The sequence below is a fragment of the Pseudomonadota bacterium genome (genome assembly GCA_026388275.1).
GTDB lineage: Bacteria > Desulfobacterota > Syntrophorhabdia > Syntrophorhabdales > Syntrophorhabdaceae > JAPLKB01.
In genome coordinates this window covers 1-17,915 of sequence record JAPLKB010000029.1, presented here as the reverse complement: position 1 = coordinate 17,915, position 17,915 = coordinate 1, and the positions used below count along the sequence as shown (strand labels likewise).

General features: G+C 41.5%; 17 protein-coding genes and 1 tRNA gene. 9 read left to right on the top strand and 9 right to left on the bottom strand.

Features of this window, described 5'->3' with window-relative positions; genetic code table 11:
• The 3 genes from NT010_08015 (at nt 1) to NT010_08005 (ending at nt 2,215) form a co-directional block, all read left to right on the top strand.
• Entirely contained in the window at nt 1-765 is a 765-nt protein-coding gene (locus NT010_08015) for a TIGR00282 family metallophosphoesterase (GenBank protein MCX5805997.1), read from the top strand.
• Between the two features lie 95 nt (nt 766-860).
• A complete protein-coding gene (tyrS, locus tag NT010_08010; protein ID MCX5805996.1) occupies nt 861-2,096 on the top strand; it encodes a tyrosine--tRNA ligase in 1,236 nt (411 codons plus the stop codon).
• Between the two features lie 42 nt (nt 2,097-2,138).
• Nucleotides 2,139-2,215, top strand: a tRNA-Asn gene (locus NT010_08005).
• Nucleotides 2,216-2,420: 205 nt separating this feature from the next.
• Here NT010_08005 and NT010_08000 read toward each other — a convergent pair.
• Nucleotides 2,421-3,827 carry a DEAD/DEAH box helicase gene (locus NT010_08000; GenBank protein ID MCX5805995.1) on the bottom strand — a complete coding sequence of 469 codons (1,407 nt, stop codon included), beginning with the start codon at nt 3,825-3,827 and terminating at the stop codon, nt 2,421-2,423.
• Between the two features lie 352 nt (nt 3,828-4,179).
• Between NT010_08000 and NT010_07995 the strand changes: the two genes are divergently transcribed.
• Complete coding sequence (locus NT010_07995; protein MCX5805994.1) at nt 4,180-4,626, top strand: CBS domain-containing protein; 447 nt, start codon at nt 4,180-4,182, stop codon at nt 4,624-4,626.
• Between the two features lie 67 nt (nt 4,627-4,693).
• Here NT010_07995 and NT010_07990 read toward each other — a convergent pair whose 3' ends face one another.
• Together NT010_07990 and NT010_07985 are read right to left on the bottom strand one after the other, a co-directional pair.
• Nucleotides 4,694-6,829, bottom strand: a complete 2,136-nt coding sequence (locus tag NT010_07990; GenBank protein MCX5805993.1) for a PBP1A family penicillin-binding protein — start codon at nt 6,827-6,829, stop codon at nt 4,694-4,696.
• A 150-nt stretch (nt 6,830-6,979) separates the two neighbouring features.
• Nucleotides 6,980-7,378 carry a PaaI family thioesterase gene (locus tag NT010_07985; GenBank protein MCX5805992.1) on the bottom strand — a complete coding sequence of 133 codons (399 nt, stop codon included), beginning with the start codon at nt 7,376-7,378 and terminating at the stop codon, nt 6,980-6,982.
• 77 nt (nt 7,379-7,455) lie between these two features.
• Here NT010_07985 and NT010_07980 point away from each other — a divergent pair, with 77 nt between their 5' ends.
• The 3 genes from NT010_07980 to NT010_07970 all read left to right on the top strand — a co-directional run bounded on the left by NT010_07980 (nt 7,456) and on the right by NT010_07970 (nt 10,327).
• Nucleotides 7,456-9,090 carry a radical SAM protein gene (locus NT010_07980; protein MCX5805991.1) on the top strand — a complete coding sequence of 545 codons (1,635 nt, stop codon included), beginning with the start codon at nt 7,456-7,458 and terminating at the stop codon, nt 9,088-9,090.
• Between the two features lie 112 nt (nt 9,091-9,202).
• Nucleotides 9,203-9,784, top strand: coding sequence for an NAD(P)H-dependent oxidoreductase (locus tag NT010_07975; GenBank protein MCX5805990.1), 582 nt, complete (start codon nt 9,203-9,205; stop codon nt 9,782-9,784).
• Between the two features lie 66 nt (nt 9,785-9,850).
• Nucleotides 9,851-10,327, top strand: coding sequence for a MaoC family dehydratase (locus NT010_07970; protein MCX5805989.1), 477 nt, complete (start codon nt 9,851-9,853; stop codon nt 10,325-10,327).
• A gap of 36 nt (nt 10,328-10,363) precedes the next feature.
• Here the strand turns inward: NT010_07970 and NT010_07965 are convergent, their stop codons facing one another.
• From NT010_07965 to NT010_07950, 4 genes are all read right to left on the bottom strand, one after another.
• The gene (locus tag NT010_07965) at nt 10,364-10,882 is read right to left on the bottom strand and encodes a pyridoxamine 5'-phosphate oxidase family protein (protein MCX5805988.1); all 519 of its coding nucleotides are present in this window, start codon (nt 10,880-10,882) and stop codon (nt 10,364-10,366) included.
• Nucleotides 10,879-12,225: a deoxyribodipyrimidine photo-lyase gene (locus tag NT010_07960; protein MCX5805987.1), complete on the bottom strand. Its 1,347-nt coding sequence runs from the start codon at nt 12,223-12,225 to the stop codon at nt 10,879-10,881. Before NT010_07960 ends, NT010_07965 begins: the two co-directional genes overlap by 4 nt.
• 102 nt (nt 12,226-12,327) lie before the next feature.
• Nucleotides 12,328-12,771 (bottom strand): hypothetical protein, encoded by a 444-nt coding sequence (locus tag NT010_07955; protein ID MCX5805986.1) that lies wholly within the window; start codon nt 12,769-12,771, stop codon nt 12,328-12,330.
• A 12-nt stretch (nt 12,772-12,783) separates the two neighbouring features.
• Nucleotides 12,784-13,515: a DUF2071 domain-containing protein gene (locus NT010_07950; protein ID MCX5805985.1), complete on the bottom strand. Its 732-nt coding sequence runs from the start codon at nt 13,513-13,515 to the stop codon at nt 12,784-12,786.
• A gap of 72 nt (nt 13,516-13,587) precedes the next feature.
• On the opposite strand from NT010_07950, the gene NT010_07945 reads away from it, so the two are divergent.
• Together NT010_07945 and NT010_07940 are read left to right on the top strand one after the other, a co-directional pair.
• Complete coding sequence (locus tag NT010_07945) at nt 13,588-14,514, top strand: TIGR01777 family oxidoreductase (GenBank protein ID MCX5805984.1); 927 nt, start codon at nt 13,588-13,590, stop codon at nt 14,512-14,514.
• Nucleotides 14,515-14,556: 42 nt separating this feature from the next.
• Entirely contained in the window at nt 14,557-15,126 is a 570-nt protein-coding gene (locus NT010_07940; GenBank protein MCX5805983.1) for a nitroreductase family protein, read from the top strand.
• Between the two features lie 174 nt (nt 15,127-15,300).
• On the opposite strand, the gene NT010_07935 is transcribed toward NT010_07940, so the two are convergent.
• Entirely contained in the window at nt 15,301-15,561 is a 261-nt protein-coding gene (locus NT010_07935) for a hypothetical protein (GenBank protein ID MCX5805982.1), read from the bottom strand.
• A gap of 474 nt (nt 15,562-16,035) precedes the next feature.
• Nucleotides 16,036-17,721 carry an NAD(P)/FAD-dependent oxidoreductase gene (locus NT010_07930; protein MCX5805981.1) on the bottom strand — a complete coding sequence of 562 codons (1,686 nt, stop codon included), beginning with the start codon at nt 17,719-17,721 and terminating at the stop codon, nt 16,036-16,038.
• Nucleotides 17,722-17,915: the final 194 nt, after the last annotated feature.

Sequence of the window (17,915 nt, the reverse complement as noted above, 5' to 3'; positions counted from 1 at the left end):
ATAAAAGTTCTCTTCCTCGGTGATGTCATAGGTAAACCTGGTAGAAGAGCTGTTGAAACATTCATAAAAACCGTCAATGCAGACTTTAAAATAATAAATGGTGAAAATTTAGCAGGTGGTATCGGAATTACCCCAAGAGTTGCATTGGAAATGCTGTCTTGTGGAATAGATCTGATAACTACCGGTAACCATGTATGGAAGAAGAAAGAGACAGCTCCTTTCCTAATGGAAGAGCAGCGGGTCATCAGGCCGCTAAATTATCCTGAGGGAACTCCTGGTTCTGGGTATAAGATAATCAAAAGAAATGACAAGGAATTATGTATAGCCAATGTCGAGGGAAGGGTTTTTATGAATTCTCTTGAATGCCCTTTCAGGGCAATGAAAGATCTTGCTGAACGTTATGGCGAAAAGGTCCCGATAATTGTGGATTTTCATGCTGAAGCTACATCGGAGAAAGTTGCTCTGGGTTGGTATCTTGACGGTAAGGTTTCGGCAGTCTTAGGGACTCATACACATGTTCAGACAGCCGATGAAAGAATTCTGCCGAACGGTACTGGATATATCACCGATGTCGGGATGACCGGCCCTGCAGATTCAGTAATAGGTATGGATAAGACAGCTGTTTTGAAAAGATTTACGACTATGATGCCACATAAATATGAAGTTGGTAAAGAAAATATAGAAGTCCAGGGAGTATTGCTTACTATAGACATAATAACTAAAAAATGTTTAAAAATTGAGAGAATAAAGGAAAAAATAGGTTAAATAAATTTCATTGTCAACATTGCACGCTTAATATAATAAGCTAAAGCATTTATCGTGAGATGTTAACCGTAAGCAGTGAATTCAGGCAGGTATATATGGATATAGAACAGGAAATTGAAATAATAAAACGTGGTGCAGTTGATCTGATTAGCGAAAAGGAACTGAGAGATAAGCTAAAAAAGGCAAAATCCGAAAAAAGACCCTTACGGATTAAGCTCGGGCTTGACCCTACTGCCCCAGATCTACATCTTGGTCACACAGTTGTTCTCCAAAAGTTAAAACAATTTCAGGAGCTTGGCCATATAGCAATTTTTCTTATCGGAGATTTTACCGGTATGATTGGAGATCCGACAGGAAGAACTGAGGCAAGACCTGCATTAACTAAAGAAGAGCTTCTTCAAAATGCGGAGACTTATAAAGAGCAGGTTTTCAAAATCCTTGACCCTGACAAGACGGAGATCAGGTTCAACAGCGAATGGATGGAATCTATGACCGCTGCCGACATGATCAGGCTATGTGCTAAGTACACGATGGCACGGATTATGGAACGGGAGGATTTTAAGAACAGATATACAAACAATATACCAATAAGTATACATGAATTCCTGTATCCCCTGGTGCAGGGATATGATTCTGTGGCTTTAAGGGCTGATGTAGAGCTTGGCGGACACGACCAGATTTTTAACCTTTTTGTAGGAAGGGAATTACAGAAGTCCTATGGGCAGGAGTCACAAGTGATTGTAACAGTACCCCTACTTGAGGGCACAGATGGTGTAAACAAGATGAGTAAAAGCTACGGGAACTATATTGGAATAGATGAACCGCCCGATATTATGTTCGGGAAGTTAATGTCTATATCGGATGAGCTAATGCTCAAGTATTATATACTCTTGAGTGACATAAATATTGATGAGTTCAGAGTCTTAAATGAAAATTTAAAAAATGGAAAAGTTCATCCGAGAGATGCAAAAGTAAATTTTGCGAAGGAAATAATAACAAGGTTCCACGGAAGCAGTGAAGCCGAAGCTGCGTATATGAATTTCGAGAAGATACACAGAGAAAAAGAAATACCCGATGATGTTGAGGTTGTAAAATTAAAAAAAGAAAATGATACTATATGGATACCGAAGCTGCTCCTTGATATGGGTATGGTTACATCAACATCAGAAGGAAAACGCATGATCGGACAGGGCGGCGTTGCTGTAACAGATTCCGGAAGTATGATAAAAATAACATCTGAATCAATGACTGTTGATAAGATCGATGGAGAAGTTTTAAAAGTTGGTAAGAGAAAATTTAAAAAAATCGTTTTTGAAGATAATCAATCTTAACTTGACACAAGAGGGTGTTTTATAGTTTACTTAATACCGCACTCCCCGGTAGCTCAATCGGCAGTAGCGTCTGGCTGTTAACCAGTAGGTTGCAGGTTCGAGTCCTGCCCGGGGAGCCATAAATAAATCCCTGCAAAATTATTTGCCGGATTCGAATATTCAGGATCTATGGAAGGAAATTCCCATAGATCTTTTTTTATATTATCATTTCTTATTTTAATTGAAAATACGGGATAATATTATCTGTTGGACAAAAGGCTACTTGCAAGAATCTAATCTTCTTGCATGCCATGCGGTTAACCGATGATAGCCGGGGCGATGTTGTTAATATCTCCGTTTACCTTTACTACTCCTTCCGTTTGTCCTTCTTCTTGGAAATGAAGTGCGTTCGCTTCGGGAGGTATTTTCTGTTTCACGCGGGATTTCTCTATACTCTTTGCCTTCCTCATCCATAGTCATCTTGAGGAGTGCTGTGGCAATATCAAGAGATGTATAGTCTTCTTTTAGAAGCGGTTCAATAAGATGCTCATATTGTTCGAGCCCGCCTTTGTCGAGAATAGTCTTTACTTTTTCAAGGAATGCCAAAGTTTTTACTTCACCCACATCATCAAGCGTTGGTATAGGTCTGCGGAAGATCTTTGTTGAGGCATAAGATTCAATATCTCTAAGCTTGTATATTTCTCTTCCTACTACAAAGGTGAAGGCTTGACCTTTTTTGCCTGCGCGGGCAGTTCTGCCGATACGGTGGACATAATATTCATCATCCTGAGGAATGTCGTAATTAAAAACAGCCTCAATATTCTCGATGTCGATACCTCTTGCTGCAACGTCTGTGGCTACAAGGATCTCCGTATGACTACGTTTAAACCTCTCCATAGCATGTATCCTCTGGGGCTGCGTCATATCGCCGTGGATGCCCTGTACAAGGTAGCCCCTTGCCTCAAGATGCATCACTACCTCATCAACCCTTCTTTTCATATTGCAGAAAACAAGGGAAGATTTAAATCCGTGCATATCGATGATGCGGCACAGAACATCGAGTTTTGCAGACTCTTTTACTTCAATATAGGACTGCTCTACGTTAGGGACAGTCAACTGTCTTGGAACAACCCTGACAAACTCCGGTGATTGCTGATATCTTTTGGTAAGTTCCAGGATAGGTTTGGGCATTGTAGCTGAAAAAAGGAGGGTCTGTCTCTCAGGTGGAATACTCCGGAGAATAGTTTCTACATCGTCAATAAAGCCCATATTCAACATTTCATCAGCTTCATCGAGGACAACTATTTTTACGTCATTAAGTTTTAAAGTACCCCGGTTGATATGATCTATGGTACGGCCAGGAGTGCCGATAACAACGTGAGCCCCGGCTTTGAGGGTTTGTATCTGGCGCTCTATTGGCTGACCACCATATACGGACAATATCACAATGTCTTTTTTGTATTTGAGAACCCTTTTCATTTCTTCTGCAACCTGTATGGCAAGTTCTCTGGTTGGACAGAGAATAATGGCCTGCACTTTCTTCATCTTCGGATTAATAGACTCCAGTATAGGGAGGCCGAATGCAAGTGTCTTCCCTGTTCCTGTTTGTGCCTGTCCAATGATATCTCTCCCTTCGATAATGAAGGGGATTGCCTGTGCCTGAATGGGTGTCATTTCTTCAAAACCAATGTCTTGAATTGCTCTGCGTAATTCTTTCGATAACAAAAGTTCTTCAAACTTTTCTGCTGCCATAATAATTCCTTCTTCTTTTTTAATTTTGGCTGTGAATCAGATTATCCGTATCAGTATTTGGTTGAAAGAGATGAAAAAGCGAATAAATTGACTACACAACGAAAGTATTATAACACTTATCGATAGGCAATGCAAAGGTTATAATTAGATACAGGTAACCTAATCGGTTATAGCGGGTTGTAGCTTGTTGAAGGGAAACGCAACACAAAGGGTATAAGATCAACAGCAGATAATCCGAAGAGTTACCTTTTTTGAAATATTGCTTGCTTGATGGCCTCATCCGCTATATATTAATTAACATATAGCGAAGTAATTTTATAAACCAAAATAAGTTATTATACGGAGGCGATAAATGAAAACAGTAAAAGAAATTCTAAAAGTTAAATCAAAAGATGTCTGGTCTGTTTCTCCGAAAGCGACGGTTTTTGAAGCATTGAAACTTATGGGAGAAAAAGAAATCGGCGCAGTAATGGTAATGGATGATAATAAAAAAGTAGTCGGCATTATCTCAGAGAGGGACTATGCCAGAAAGATTATTCTGAAAGGCAAGACTTCAAGAGAGACTCCTGTGGAAGAAATTATGACCCCAATGTCCAAAATGTTCACTGTGAAGCTTGATAATACTATTGAAGATTGTATGGTAATAATAACCGGCAAGCGTATAAGGCATCTCCCGGTTTTTGATGGTGATAAATTTTTGGGCCTTATTTCTATCGGTGACGTTGTTAAGGGTAAGGTGTCTGAGCAGGAGAAGCTAATAGAACAGTTAAGCGATTATATAACAGGAAAATACGTATAATTTTACCTGTAAGTGTGAAAGGCTTGCCAACACTGTTGTATTGATTACAATAACAAACCAGCGGAAACTACTTTTCAGGAGCAGTTGCACCAGTCGTATCATCCTCCTTTACAGGTTCTACGGACTGACCAAAATCGTCTGGTGGGTAGTTTCTTAATGCAGACCCCATAAAGTTCATCCATATAGGCAGGCAGACCCTTGCACCGCTTTCTCCCTTGCCGAGAGATGTCCTTGTGTCAAACCCTACCCATACGCCTGTCGCTATATGTGGTGAATAACCCATAAAAAGAGCATCATAATAGTTGCTTGTAGTGCCTGTCTTCCCTGCAATAGGATAACCTATCCTTGTTGCCCCCTTTGCTGTTCCGTATTCGACCGGACCTTTCAAAAGCAGGTTCATTTTCTGTGCTATTTCTTCGGGGATAACCCTCTGTTTTTCAATTCCGTTCTCTTCGAGTATATTTCCGTCTTCATCAACTATCTTCCTGATAAAAACAGGTTTTATCCTGTATCCTCCGTTTGCAAATGCGGAAAATCCCTTTACCAGGTCAAGAAGCGTCATATTTGATGAACCCAGTGCAATAGATAGGTTATCCGGGATTTCTGCGTCAATGCCTAGTTCAGCTATAGCTTCCTTAACAGTGCTTATGCCGACTTCTTCAAGAAGCCTGACAGTAGCAGCGTTTTTTGAGTATGCGATAGCGTCCTTTATAGTAATCCGACCTTCATATTTTCCGTCGTAATTTCTGGGTGTCCACGCTCCCCCAAGTCCTGAAGAGTAAGTTTTAGGCTCGTCAATAATTATGGAATCAGGTTCATACCCCTTCTTAAGAGCTGCCAGATAAATAAAGGGCTTGAAGGCGCTCCCGGACTGTACTTTTGCAGAAACAGCCCTGTTATAAGGGCTTTTATCAAAATCACGCCCACCAACCATTGCGAGCACATAACCCGTATTTACGTCCATGCACAGCAATGCCCCTTCAACTTTCAGGCTCCTGACAGGCTGAAAAATATGGTTTTTCTTTTTGTCTGTGCTGCTATATAATACTTTTACAACGTCTCCTGGTTTATATGGAAAAGTATCTATGGTAAGAGTCCCTTTTTCGTGTCCTATAAATACCTGATAGCCATTTTTCATTCTTTCTGAAATCAGAACCGAATATTCCTTGCCCGGCAAAAGTCCGGAAAACTTCAGGTCCCTATCGCTTGCCCGCATAAAGTCGTCCCATTTTCTTCTTCCAAGGCGATAGAGCACAAAATAATCACCTTTGCGCTGCTCATATAGATATAAGCCTCTCTTGACTGCATCTTCTGCATGTTTCTGGGACTGGCCATCTATTGTTGCATATATCTGAAGTTTTTTTCTTGATAGTATGCCTTTTCCAAATTTTTCTTCAACATGTTGAAGGATAAAGTCCTTAAAATAAGTATCTGCAAATACACCGTCATCTTCCTTGATACGAATCTTTTCGTTTAAAATTTCCTTCTTTTTCTTGTTGTCAATCATATTTTTTTCGAACATCTGATCAATTACATATTCCTGCCTTGCCCGTGCATTTCCCGGATGTTTCTTCGGTGTATACCTTGAAGGCGCTTGAACTATTCCGGCCAGAAGAGCTGCTTCTGCTCGGGTAGTCTCCCAGATGTGCTTTCCGAAATAGACCTGGGATGCAGCCTCAACTCCATAAACGCCATGCCCCATATACACATTATTCAGGTAGAGGTTGAGGATTTCTTTTTTTGTCAGGTAGTTTTCCAGCTTATATGCAAGGATGGCCTCTCTCAACTTTCTCAATGCACTTTTTTCAGGGCCAAGAATAAGTGTTTTAATTACCTGCTGAGTAATTGTGCTGCCCCCCTGGACAAGTCTCCCATGTACTATATTTTTCCAGAATGCTCTTGCAATACCTTGAAACTCAATACCACCATGTTTAAAAAATTCTGCATCTTCAGCAGCCAGAAAGGCATCCTTAACATGTTTCGGAATCTTATTGTATGAAACAAATATTCTGTTGTCAGGTACAATAAGGTACACAAGTTGGTCGTTTGAGCCATAGATACTGCTCGCTGGCTTGTTGTACAAATCCTTCAGCATATTTACTGATGGTATATCTTTTATTATATAGATGGTATAGCCTACAACCATGAATAATATAGATAAAATCACAAGTGAAACAAGGTAAAATTGTAATCTTTTCTTCAAAATTATTTCCCCTCGGGCTTCTTACTCCGAAGCTTGCTTCGAATCAGCCGGCTATAAAAACTCAGCGTAAAGCTTACTTAAAATAAAATTTAAATGCCATGCATATTTTAGGGAAGTTTTAGCTGACGATAAGAAACCGTTGAACGGTTTTTATCTAGTAATTGTACATGTTACAATAGCCTTTGCAATCAGTTGTCCTTCAGTATTTTTTACATCAACATCAGACACTGCAATTTTCCTCCCTCTGTGGACAACCTTAGCTTCAGCATATATCTCCGGATTTTTTGCCGGCAAGAGAAAATTTATCTTCATCTCAAGGGTAAGGGCCTTTTCGCCTTCCCGCAGGGTAGTCATCACTGCATTGATGCCTGACGAATCTGCAAGACTTGCAATAACCCCTCCGTGAAAATATCCGAAAGGGTGAGAAAGGCAGTCCTTATATTTCAGGACAAGTTTTGCAAATCCATCTCCGGCCTCAACAATTTCGATGCCTATGTGCTGATAATAAGGCGTATTTTTTGCCAACTCGAATAGTGCATGTTCATACATAATTATCGTATAAAGATTTATACTAATGTTGACATCTTATCAAGATATTTATTTCAAAAACCGGCTATCATTTTCCCATGCTTTCAATTATACTCTCTGTTGTGAAGGTTCTGCTTATCCAGCCTCCTATTGATGATTTTTATCACACAAAGATAAGGACATATCCTTTGCAGCTTCTGTATCTTGCTACAAAGATAAAAGATATTTGTGACGTATCCATCATTGATTTCAGGACAAATATGAAATCAATGATAATATCGGAAAACCCTTTCCCTGAACTGGAAAACTATTACAAGGACGGTATTCATACGCCTTTTTCCATGTTTAGTAGATACTACCGTTTCGGAGCCGGCACGGGCGAGATAAAAAAGGCTATCTCTGATAGTAAACCAGATGTTATTGCCGTATCATCTCTGTTTTCAACATATGCAGCAGAGGCTCAAGAGGTTGCAGGGCTTGCTAAAGAAGTAAGCAGAGAGATTATAACCATAATGGGAGGGACACATCCTACAGTTTTACCGGAGCTTGTACTGAATGATCCGGATATAGATTATATTGTCAGAGGAGAAGGTGAAACGCCCCTGTTCCAGTTGATTCATTTTTTGCAAACAGGCCGGAAAGACAAGGTTGACGAAATCCCGGGGATTTGTTTTGTAAAAAAGGATAATAGCAGGCATATTTCGAATATAAATATTGAAAGCAGCATTGATTTGATCCCTGAGAGGCGGTTTTTACGTGCGGAAGACTACAGGATTGGCAAAAAAAACTACACTTTCTTCCTGACTTCGAGAGGTTGTCCCTTCCATTGTTCATTCTGCGGTAAACCGCCCGTTCCATACAGAAAAAGAAGCATTGAGAGCATTGAAAAAGAGATTGAAGACTGCATTAGTCTGGATATTCAAGCTATTGATTTTGAAGACGATATGCTTACATATGACACAAAATTCTTTAATCGTGTTTTAGGTATGTTGCAAGGGCAGGGTATTACCCTCTCTGCCATGAATGGAATTTATGCTGAAACGTTGAATGAAGACACGCTTGATAGAATGTACGATGCAGGGTTCAGAAGACTCAACTTTTCCCTGGTAGACATAAGCTCATCGGTTATCAGGAGACAAAAAAGACATTTGCCGTCAAATTTCCTGAAGCTTTTACCCTACCTCGAATATTCTCAGTTTCTTGTTGAAGTCCATTTCATTATAGGGCTGCCGGAACAAAGACCTGAAGATGTGATTGAAACGCTTGTCTTTCTTATGGGTAAAAGGCTGCTCCCAGGACCGAGCATGTTTTACCTTGCACCTGGTAGTCCCATGTTCGACAAAAATTTGAACAATAATCCGGAAGAACGCCTGAAATCAATGAGATCAAGCGCTATGACCGAAGTAAACCCGTTGTTCCCAAGAAATGCTGTTCATACATTTATGAAACTCACGAGGTTTATAAATTTTGTAAAGAACTGTCTCGATAAAGAGAGTTCTCTGAAGAAGTTAAGCGATCTCCCGGTTTTACTTGATGCCGGAAAGGGAAACACTGAAAGGCACATTTTTAATACGCTTTTATTCGAAAAAAGATTGATCCATTATGATATGAGAAAAAAATCTTTTGTCGATGAGCAGCAGGACAAAGAACTAATCAGCGCATTTTTCAGGAAAGCTGACAATGCTGTAATAAAGGGTTTTAAAACAACTAACTCACTGATTGTTGATGTATAATAATGCCTCAAGGGTGTTTCTGCAACCCATTGACAAGATTAAAGCGCATTACTATACTGTGAACACAGCCGGAAAAAAGACTGTTAAAAAATCCTAAAAAAGGAGCGAGATTATGGGAAATGCTGAGGGAACAGGAAGCAAAAAAATTTCTATTCTTGGCTTTGCGGGAAGTCTTAGAAAAGGTTCTTTTAACAAGGCGATCTTGAGAGCAGCGGTTGAACTTCTCCCTGAAGAGGCTGAGCTTGATATTTTTGATCTCGAAGGCATACCACCCTTCAATCAGGACCTTGAAAGTCAGATGCCGGAGCGGGTAAAGGAATTTAAGCAGAAGATCAGGGCGGCTGATGCAATTTTAATCGCTACGCCGGAATATAACTATTCCGTACCAGGTGTGCTTAAAAATGCAATTGACTGGGCGTCACGCCCTTACGGAGATAACGTATTCTCTGGTAAACCTCTGGCGCTTATGGGTGCTTCCATAGGAATGCTCGGAACTGCAAGGGCACAGTATCACCTCCGGCAGACGCTTGTCTTCCTCAATGTCTACCCGTTAAACCAGCCGGAAATAATGATTCCCTTTGTTGAACAAAAAATTGATGAGAATGGGAATCTGGCAGACGAAAAAACAAGAAGCAAAATAAAGGAATTGATTGAAAGTTTGATTAGCTGGACCAAAAGGCTGAATTTGAAATGATGTTAAGTCATGTTCAAAAGCAAGATCTGCTATTTCGGGTACTTCACAAAACGGCGGTGAATAATAATGAATTCTGTTTTTAACGTGCCCATCGATGAGCGGTATTTCGAGGATTATGTACCTGGCGCAATGTATGAATTTGGATCTATAGTGGTGACTGAAGAGGAAATCATTGAATTTGCGAAACGATATGACCCACAGACCTTCCATGTTGATCCGATTGCTGCCCGAAAGACCGGATTCGGCAGCCTTATCGCAAGCGGATGGCATACGGCAGCACTGGCAATGAGACTGCTTGTCGACAACTATATTTCACATGTTGCGAGCCTTGGTTCACCCGGTGCTGATGAATTGCGCTGGCCCAAACCGGTACGGCCAGGCGATGAGCTTTCTATACGAGTAAGGGTTCTGGAAGCAAGACGCTCCAAATCAAAGCCTGATCGGGGAGTTGTCCGGTCATTCGTGGAAGTGTTGAATCAGAATCACGAGGTAGTGATGACCCGAACAGCGGTAGGGATCACACGCTGCCGTAACAGGGTTTGACATCGGCCGCTGCTTTATAGTGCCTTACCGGAGATATCAATAGTCACATATTGATAGTGTTTGAAAGCTGCTAACATGTATGCATCGGGTGATCTCTATTGCTATGAGAGCTGTAGCAGGGGAGACCAGGAACGAGTCAAATTCAGGATGTTTACCGAGAAATACCATTGCAAGTTCCTTCCATATCTTGCCTCTCCTAATTGGTTTTGCGGTTCCGATAACGGTTATTACTTCTGTTTCAAGCAGCTTTTGTTGAGATTGAATGCGGTTATCTATAAGCAGCGCAACGTGGTTAGAATGAAGAATGTTTCTATATTTGCTTGTTTTCTTTGACGTTGTAAAAATAATATTTTTTAAATCCGGTGATAGTGCATAAGCAACAAGGGAAGTGTAAGGTTTTCCGTTGTCGCTGGTAGCAAGAACCCCAAAATGTTCTTCTTTATCCAGGACTCTCAATCTCTCCGGTACGAATACGTTTCCTTTATTTGCCGCCACAGGTATTTGTTCATCCTGAATGACCGTATTTCGACTTTTCCTTTCTGTTTTCCTACTCATAACCCTCCTCCCCGATCAATGTATTCCTTGATGTTGAACTTTGATTTGCAACCATTATAACTCATGTAACGAATTTTTCCAAAAATAACTCTTTCATTCCATGCCCTATCGTGGACTCCACCGATGCTCCAGGCGATACCGGCATATCCGTTAGGGTCTCTGCCGTCAAGTTCGTATTTGTCGTTGAGATATATAGCTACACTCATGGCCTCTTCCGGGGAATTTGTCCACTCAAGTATCTTTTTTGCCCAGTACATTCTCATATAGCCATGCATCTTGCCGCATTTTACCATTTCTTTCTGGGCGGCATTCCAAAGTTTGTCGTGTGTTGCCGCATCTTCCAATACTTCCCTGGAATAAATATAGGATCTCATGTCCTGTCTGTGCATATTCAGTGTCTTCTGCGCCCACCCGGGGAAACCCTCGAAACGGTCATAATTATGGTTATAAAAACAATAGTTGTCTGATAGTTCCCTGCGAACTATAAGTTCCTCAAGAAAGGCATTTTTCGAAAGAACCGGAACGCAGCTTTTTTCAACCTCAAGGACAACGCGCTGCGCTGAAAGCTGACCGAAGTGAAGGTAGGGAGAAAGACCGGATTGGCCATGCCTTGAAGGGTTGTTTCTTCCTGTTTCATAGCCTTCGAGTTTTTCTTCAATGAATCTTTCCAGTGCTTTGTGTGCATGGTGTTCTCCGGGAGCAATCCAGTCAGCATCCTTTACACTTCTATTGATCTTAAGTGAATTCAAAATTACGTCCCATTCAATGGGAGGCGTTACTTTCATCCATGTAAAAGGATGCTTTTGTATAAAAGGAAAAGCGTCCATAAAAAGAGGTAAGGCTCTCTGAATTTTTTTTCTGATCGTGTAAGCCCCATACTCTGCCTTTTGTGATACTATAGTGCAGGGCACAATATTATGAGCATCCACCTCAAAAAAGGGGATCTTTATGTTTTGTGCGACTTTATTCTTCCATCCCCTTTTTATTCTAAGCGGATCAAAATCGGTTACGAGGGCAGAAACCTTCTGATCGTTTACAAACTTTAGGATGGCGGTTCCAGGGTCTCCGGTTAATAGAAAAAAAGGGACATTGAGTTCTTTCAGTCTCCACTGGAGTTCTTTCAATCCTGTCAGCAAAAAGTTATACTGGCGCAGTGCTGCATCGAGAAAACCGGGTGCGATGCAGAAAACCACCGCAAGAGGCGCATTTTTTCTAAGCGCCAGTTCCTGTGAATAGATGAGCGCCCAGTTGTCTTCTATTCTTTGATCGCGGCTCATCCAGTAGACAATGGAACCGCTATTGTCGGGCCCTTCCTTGATAGTTGATATTCTATCCCTTAGCATATCCCAATGTCAGTTTTTCGAATCATAATCAGTTTACGTCCTTCATAGATGCCCGCGGTTAAGAAAGCCTTTAAATTGATAAACCTATGTCTCTCAAGAATACTACAAAAAAACTTTCAGGGGCACATAATAGAAGACAAAAAATATTCCATGAAGCAAAAGCTGTTCAAGCCATGTAAGCGGCCCCGATTTATTTCCGAGAAATCCTTCACCTGCAATGGGCAGGGCGATAAAAAGCATAGACAGCCAGAGCATCAGGATATAGAGGCAGACAAGCCCGAAAGAAAGGCTGTTAAAACCAAACAGCTTCGATGCAAAGACGTAAGCAGCGCCGAAGACACCGCTTGTCATGAGGTGTATAAAAAGACCTGCCGTATAAAGAAGAAGAGGGTTGTCTTTAAGTCTGAGCGTTCGGAACAGGAAGGAACCATCGACAATAATCATGCTGGACTTGAAGATATGAAGACGAAAAAGAATATCAGAAGTTAAACCCATAATAATCCCGGAAATTGCTCCTGAGATAAAACCTGTCAATACTTGATGCATATCTTCTCCTTTCTATTGTATGGAAATCATTGCCGGCGGCATAAAAACAGTGAAATGGCCATAAGGAGCAATGAGTATACTGTTTGGGGTTTCCAGCTCATTGTTTATGATAAGCCCTGAATTGACCAGTATAGGACACTGTATTGATATAAGCCTTCCGTTTGAAGGTTTAATCGCCGAGTGATTTACCTCAAAGCGGATAAGTTTTTCTGATCTTCCATAGAAACCTACGGCAGGACATGTGAGAAACCTGGCTGCCTCTTCGAGATTTTGAAAAGGGGCAGGATCTAAAGGGTTAAAATCTTCTTTTAATTCTATGTTGAAATGCTCCTCCCAATTGCCCTCAACGTGATATTGATAAAGATGATCATTCTTGTACCGGACATCAAGACACATGGAGATAGAATTCCAGGGTATTTTCAAAAGTCCCGTTACGAAGGAAACAAATGGTGAGGTAATGCCGCTCTTAATAAAGAAAACTGCAGGCATCCCGCTTACAGGGTCAATCACATAAGCACGTATGTTTGCCTGATTATATGAAAAATGAAGAAACGGGAAAAAAGATGAAACGACATTTTTACTCCGAAAAATGACAATTGAGATGATTGTTTGACCTTCATGTGTTAAAGCAAAATGCATATGAGCAGGAATGGCGGGTTGCAACCTTTTTTCAGGTATGAGCCAGGAAAGGTATAGAATATCATGAATGTCCATCTGAACGGCAAATGAAGGGAAAATGCTCATATAATCATTTTTATTATATCGGACATTGTTATAAAATGATATTGCAAAAGTATATTTTGTGAAAGGAGAGATATGAAGATCTTCCTAACCGGCGGAACCGGTTTTCTGGGGCAATACCTCTGCAGGGTATTTATTGGAAAGGGGCATAAAGTAACAATGCTTGTCCGTAAACCGGTTGCGAATAATTACTTTAATCAGGGTATTAGTATCATCAGCGGCGACCCATTAGCTGAAGGAGACTGGCAGAGGCAGATTGCCGGTCACGAAGCAGTTGTTAATCTAACCGGGGCTTCTATCTTTCAAAGATGGACAAAGAGCGTTAAGAAGGAGATTCTTGAAACAAGGATTATTTCTACTTCTCGCATTGTTGATGCAATGAAAAAGTCAAGGGCAAAGGGAGTAACTCTTTTTAATGCTTCAGGCGCAGGCTATTATGGCCCTTGCGGTGAACCTGCTATTAATGAAAGCGTTAAATCCGGCAATACCTTTCTTGCAAGGGTTGCTTCAGCTTGGGAACAGACAGCTTTAAAGGCAGAGGATGACGGTGTAAGGGTTATACTGTGCAGGTTCGGTATTGTCCTCGGCAGACACGGCGGTGCATTCCCAAGATTGATGGTGCTTGCCCGCTTTCATGCCTGTACTCCCTGGGGAAGCGGTGAACAATGGTTTTCCTGGATTCATGAAAGGGATGTGGCGGGAATATTTGAATTTCTTCTTGAGCACAATGATATCAGAGGTCCTGTCAATTTTACTTCTCCACTGCCAGTTAAAAACCGTGAAATGGCAAACATTCTTAACGGTATACTAAAAATGAATCCACTTTTACCTGTAATGCCTGCCTGGTTTTTGCGAAGCATACTTGGAGAATTCTCACAGGTTTTCCTTGACGGACAAAGGGTCCTGCCTGATGTGCTTACAAAGCAAGGTTTTGTCTTTAAGCTCCCTGTTCTCAGAGATGCTGCGGCAGATTTGCTGCAATATGAAAAAAATAAGGCATAAAAAACATGTTTTAAAAATCTTAAATTATGCTAATCTTAAATTATGATATATGATCTGATCAGGAAGAACAGAAGCTACCGCCGTTTTTACCAGGAAAGGGCAATTACCGAAGAACAACTTAAAAACCTTGTTGAACTTGCCCGTCTTTCCCCTTCAACCGCTAATATCCAACCCTTAAAATTTATCCTCTCATGGACGCCGGAAAAAAACGGCTTAATATTCTCATGTCTTACCTGGGCTGCCTATCTTAAAGACTGGGACGGTACCGTAGAAGGCGAAAGGCCGGCTGGTTATATAACAATCCTCGGCGATAAGGATATTATGGCAAATTTCAGTTGTAATCATGGAATTGCAGCACAGAGCATTATGTTAGGGGCAGTAGAGTCTGGTTTTGGCGGATGTATCATAGCTTCAATAAATAGAGAAAGATTAAGGGCTGAGCTGAAAATACCTGATAAATATGAGATATTGCTCGTAATAACCCTTGGTGTTCCCAAAGAACCTGTTGAAATCGACGAAGCAAAAGAGGGGGATATAAAATACTGGCGGGACGAAAAAAATGTGCATCATGTCCCGAAACGCCCTTTGTCGGAGATTATTCTCGACCTATAGTAAAACTCAGGAGCAATGTGAAAGATACAGATTTGATTCCCACGGTATCCACAATTATGACTTAAAAAAGAACAGATTTAGTTTTGAATTGATAAAATATTTCGAAGAGCACTAAGTTAAGGGTACTGCCGGGTTAAATTAATCTATAAAGCAGGGGGCAGTACCCTTAAAAAATTATTTCTTCTTCAATAAATCCTTGCTTTCACCGAAAGGATATACAGGAAATGTCTCAAAAAACATGATGTCTATCCAATCGGCCCTGCTTTGAATCAAACCTTTTTCGTCGGTGTCCACAACATTAATTGTCCTGCAACCCTGGAGATCAATAAACTCGCATATCACTTTGACACCCTTTGGCCATTTCCATTTTGCCCTTCTTTTCTCTACTTCTTTTTCGTTTTCCGGAGTCCATGTACAGATATTCATGATATACATTTTAGTCCCCCTTTTTATGAATTTTCTTCCTTAAATAAGTATAGCAAAGAATTTTCAAATTTGAACAAGCAATTTTAACTATTTCAAATAAAAATGCTCAAACAATGTCTCGATTGTCACAAGCATAAAAAAACATAGAAGAGTGGACATGACAAAATAGTAATCTTTATTTAGAGCTGACGATGCCTTAAGTTTTGCAGATATTTTAATTTTGAAAAACAGGTTGATTGCGGATGAATTCTACTTCAAAGTGTACTATATTAGATAATATATAGGACATGACGGGTTTTTCTGGCAGAGTGAAGTACGAGAAACACTCATAAAGGAAAGGAGCCCATCATGCCTTACAATCATTTAGCATATGTGTTAAGTACGGGTAACGGACAGCCCTGTATGGGACAGACCTGTGCTGCGTATCACAACAACAGGCCTGTCCCCATATAAATCATTCTATTAATTCAGTTTGCTTTATCTCTACCAACCGCGTTCTTCCCATGGTTTGTATTTAAGGTTAAAATCCTGTGCAATCAGTTTATAGGCATTGTAGCTCTGGCCGCGTCCGATGCCGTGGGCAGGGTGCATACACATACCCGTCATGTAATAGTTCTTGATGGGCGTACGCTGGCTCGAAAGCTCAGGCATGGGCCTGTTTCTTCCTGAACATTCATAATGGGCGTCAAGACCACCCCAACCGCCCTGAGGCATACAGGGATTCCTGTTGACAACGTCATCCGGGGTTGCGATCCAGGCGGCTATGAAGTTTTCTTCATTGACATTCGGAGCGTACTTTCCCCATTCCTTGACAAACTTCATTTCTATTTCTTTTTTCATCCGCAGCCACTCACGCTCACTGAAATTTCTCCACGGACAGGTAAATTCCTCCACCAACGCGGCGAACCGTCCTTCAGGAGCACGGGTCTTATCCCACTGGACATCAGGGGCAACCAGGAGATAGAGCTGGTTGGCAATGCCTGTTGCCCATCTTTCCTTCTGGTATCGGCCGGAGAGAAAGTACTCGGGATCTGCGGGACCGAAGTAGAGTCTGGGAACAAAACCAAGCTGTTCATTCTGCGGGTATTTTGGTGCTTCCATAAGAGCCACATTTCCCCAGAAGAGCTGGGTTCTCTCATAACCCTTGTCATCATAGAGGGAATCTGGTTTTTCTTTCAGTCTCTGGCCTTTTGCCCAGATCTCCGGCGGCCAGTTTTCTTTGCCGGCTGCATCTATAGTCAGCTCCGTATTCAGGTCGCTCACGACGATGTCGGCAAGTATTCTTTCACCGCTGGTAAGCTCGATCCCGTAGGCTTTTTTATTGTCTACAAGGACCCTCTTTACTTCATTAAGAACAAAGAACTCTCCTCCATATTTTTCAAAAGCCCTGAGCAGAGCATGTGTAATGCTGTGGGTACCTCCGGTAACAATTGCTGCGGAGTCCATGGACAGGATCAGGCCCAGGGCATGGATATGCCAGTAGGGACCAGGTCTATCCTGAGGGAAGAACCCGGTGGACGTCTGGATGGCCCTCATATAGAAGGTCTGCATCTCAGGGCTCTTGAACAGATGGGTAGCGATATAACCTACTGTTCCGAAGGCGATATCCGGGTCAATGCCGTCCTTCGTATCGTAGGCCAGAGCTTCTAAGGGATCTGGTCCTTCAGGCCATTCGGAAGTACCACTGAAGCGGTAATGGTGCCATGCATCTCTCCACTTGGCCTTGTATCTCCTGATGATTTCTTCAACAGTGTTGGCGTCATCCTGGTTGATCTTGGCAATCTCATTAATGGTGTACTGGGCCGCCGCCGAAGAAAATTCACACCTGCCCGTAAACTGATCAACAACCGGGAATATCGTCTTACCCAGGATGTAATTGCCGTCAGGATAAATCCATGCCTCATTGTTTTCAGGGAAGAGATAAACGAGTCCATGATCTCTCAGATCGAAATCCTGATAAGCCGGGTTTGTATAAAATCTGGTAAAATGCGCGCATACATTCTGAATGAAACCGGGTACCGGAAGTTCTTCGCCGCAGGCACCGCCGCCCATTTCGTGCCACCTCTCAAACATCGCCGTCTTTAAACCGGCCCTTGCCAAATAGCAGGCTATGATTGTGGCGTGATGCCCGCCGCCTACTATAACCGCATCGTATTTTTTATCTGCCATAATAACCTCCTTATTTTTATATCTTCATTAAATTTATTTTTTCATTAAATGATTCCATTTTATTCCCGTTGCTAAAATAACCCTAAATCCCTTGCTTCTTTGACGCCCCGTGGTTCAGGCCACCATTTTTTAATCTTCAGGTCTTCAGCAATTTTTTCTGCTGCATTAAAGCCGGGACCGTAGGTAATCATACC

What these genes read in the sequence shown, in the direction of transcription:
- tyrS (MCX5805996.1), top strand. Translation starts at nt 861, where the DNA reads ATGGATATAGAACAGGAAATTGAAATAATAAAACGTGGTGCAGTTGAT.
- NT010_08000 (MCX5805995.1), bottom strand. Translation starts at nt 3,827, where the DNA reads ATGGCAGCAGAAAAGTTTGAAGAACTTTTGTTATCGAAAGAATTACGC.
- NT010_07995 (MCX5805994.1), top strand. Translation starts at nt 4,180, where the DNA reads ATGAAAACAGTAAAAGAAATTCTAAAAGTTAAATCAAAAGATGTCTGG.
- NT010_07985 (MCX5805992.1), bottom strand. Translation starts at nt 7,378, where the DNA reads ATGTATGAACATGCACTATTCGAGTTGGCAAAAAATACGCCTTATTAT.
- NT010_07980 (MCX5805991.1), top strand. Translation starts at nt 7,456, where the DNA reads ATGCTTTCAATTATACTCTCTGTTGTGAAGGTTCTGCTTATCCAGCCT.
- NT010_07975 (MCX5805990.1), top strand. Translation starts at nt 9,203, where the DNA reads ATGGGAAATGCTGAGGGAACAGGAAGCAAAAAAATTTCTATTCTTGGC.
- NT010_07970 (MCX5805989.1), top strand. Translation starts at nt 9,851, where the DNA reads ATGAATTCTGTTTTTAACGTGCCCATCGATGAGCGGTATTTCGAGGAT.
- NT010_07965 (MCX5805988.1), bottom strand. Translation starts at nt 10,882, where the DNA reads ATGAGTAGGAAAACAGAAAGGAAAAGTCGAAATACGGTCATTCAGGAT.
- NT010_07960 (MCX5805987.1), bottom strand. Translation starts at nt 12,225, where the DNA reads ATGCTAAGGGATAGAATATCAACTATCAAGGAAGGGCCCGACAATAGC.
- NT010_07955 (MCX5805986.1), bottom strand. Translation starts at nt 12,771, where the DNA reads ATGCATCAAGTATTGACAGGTTTTATCTCAGGAGCAATTTCCGGGATT.
- NT010_07950 (MCX5805985.1), bottom strand. Translation starts at nt 13,515, where the DNA reads ATGAGCATTTTCCCTTCATTTGCCGTTCAGATGGACATTCATGATATT.
- NT010_07945 (MCX5805984.1), top strand. Translation starts at nt 13,588, where the DNA reads ATGAAGATCTTCCTAACCGGCGGAACCGGTTTTCTGGGGCAATACCTC.
- NT010_07940 (MCX5805983.1), top strand. Translation starts at nt 14,557, where the DNA reads ATGATATATGATCTGATCAGGAAGAACAGAAGCTACCGCCGTTTTTAC.
- NT010_07935 (MCX5805982.1), bottom strand. Translation starts at nt 15,561, where the DNA reads ATGTATATCATGAATATCTGTACATGGACTCCGGAAAACGAAAAAGAA.
- NT010_07930 (MCX5805981.1), bottom strand. Translation starts at nt 17,721, where the DNA reads ATGGCAGATAAAAAATACGATGCGGTTATAGTAGGCGGCGGGCATCAC.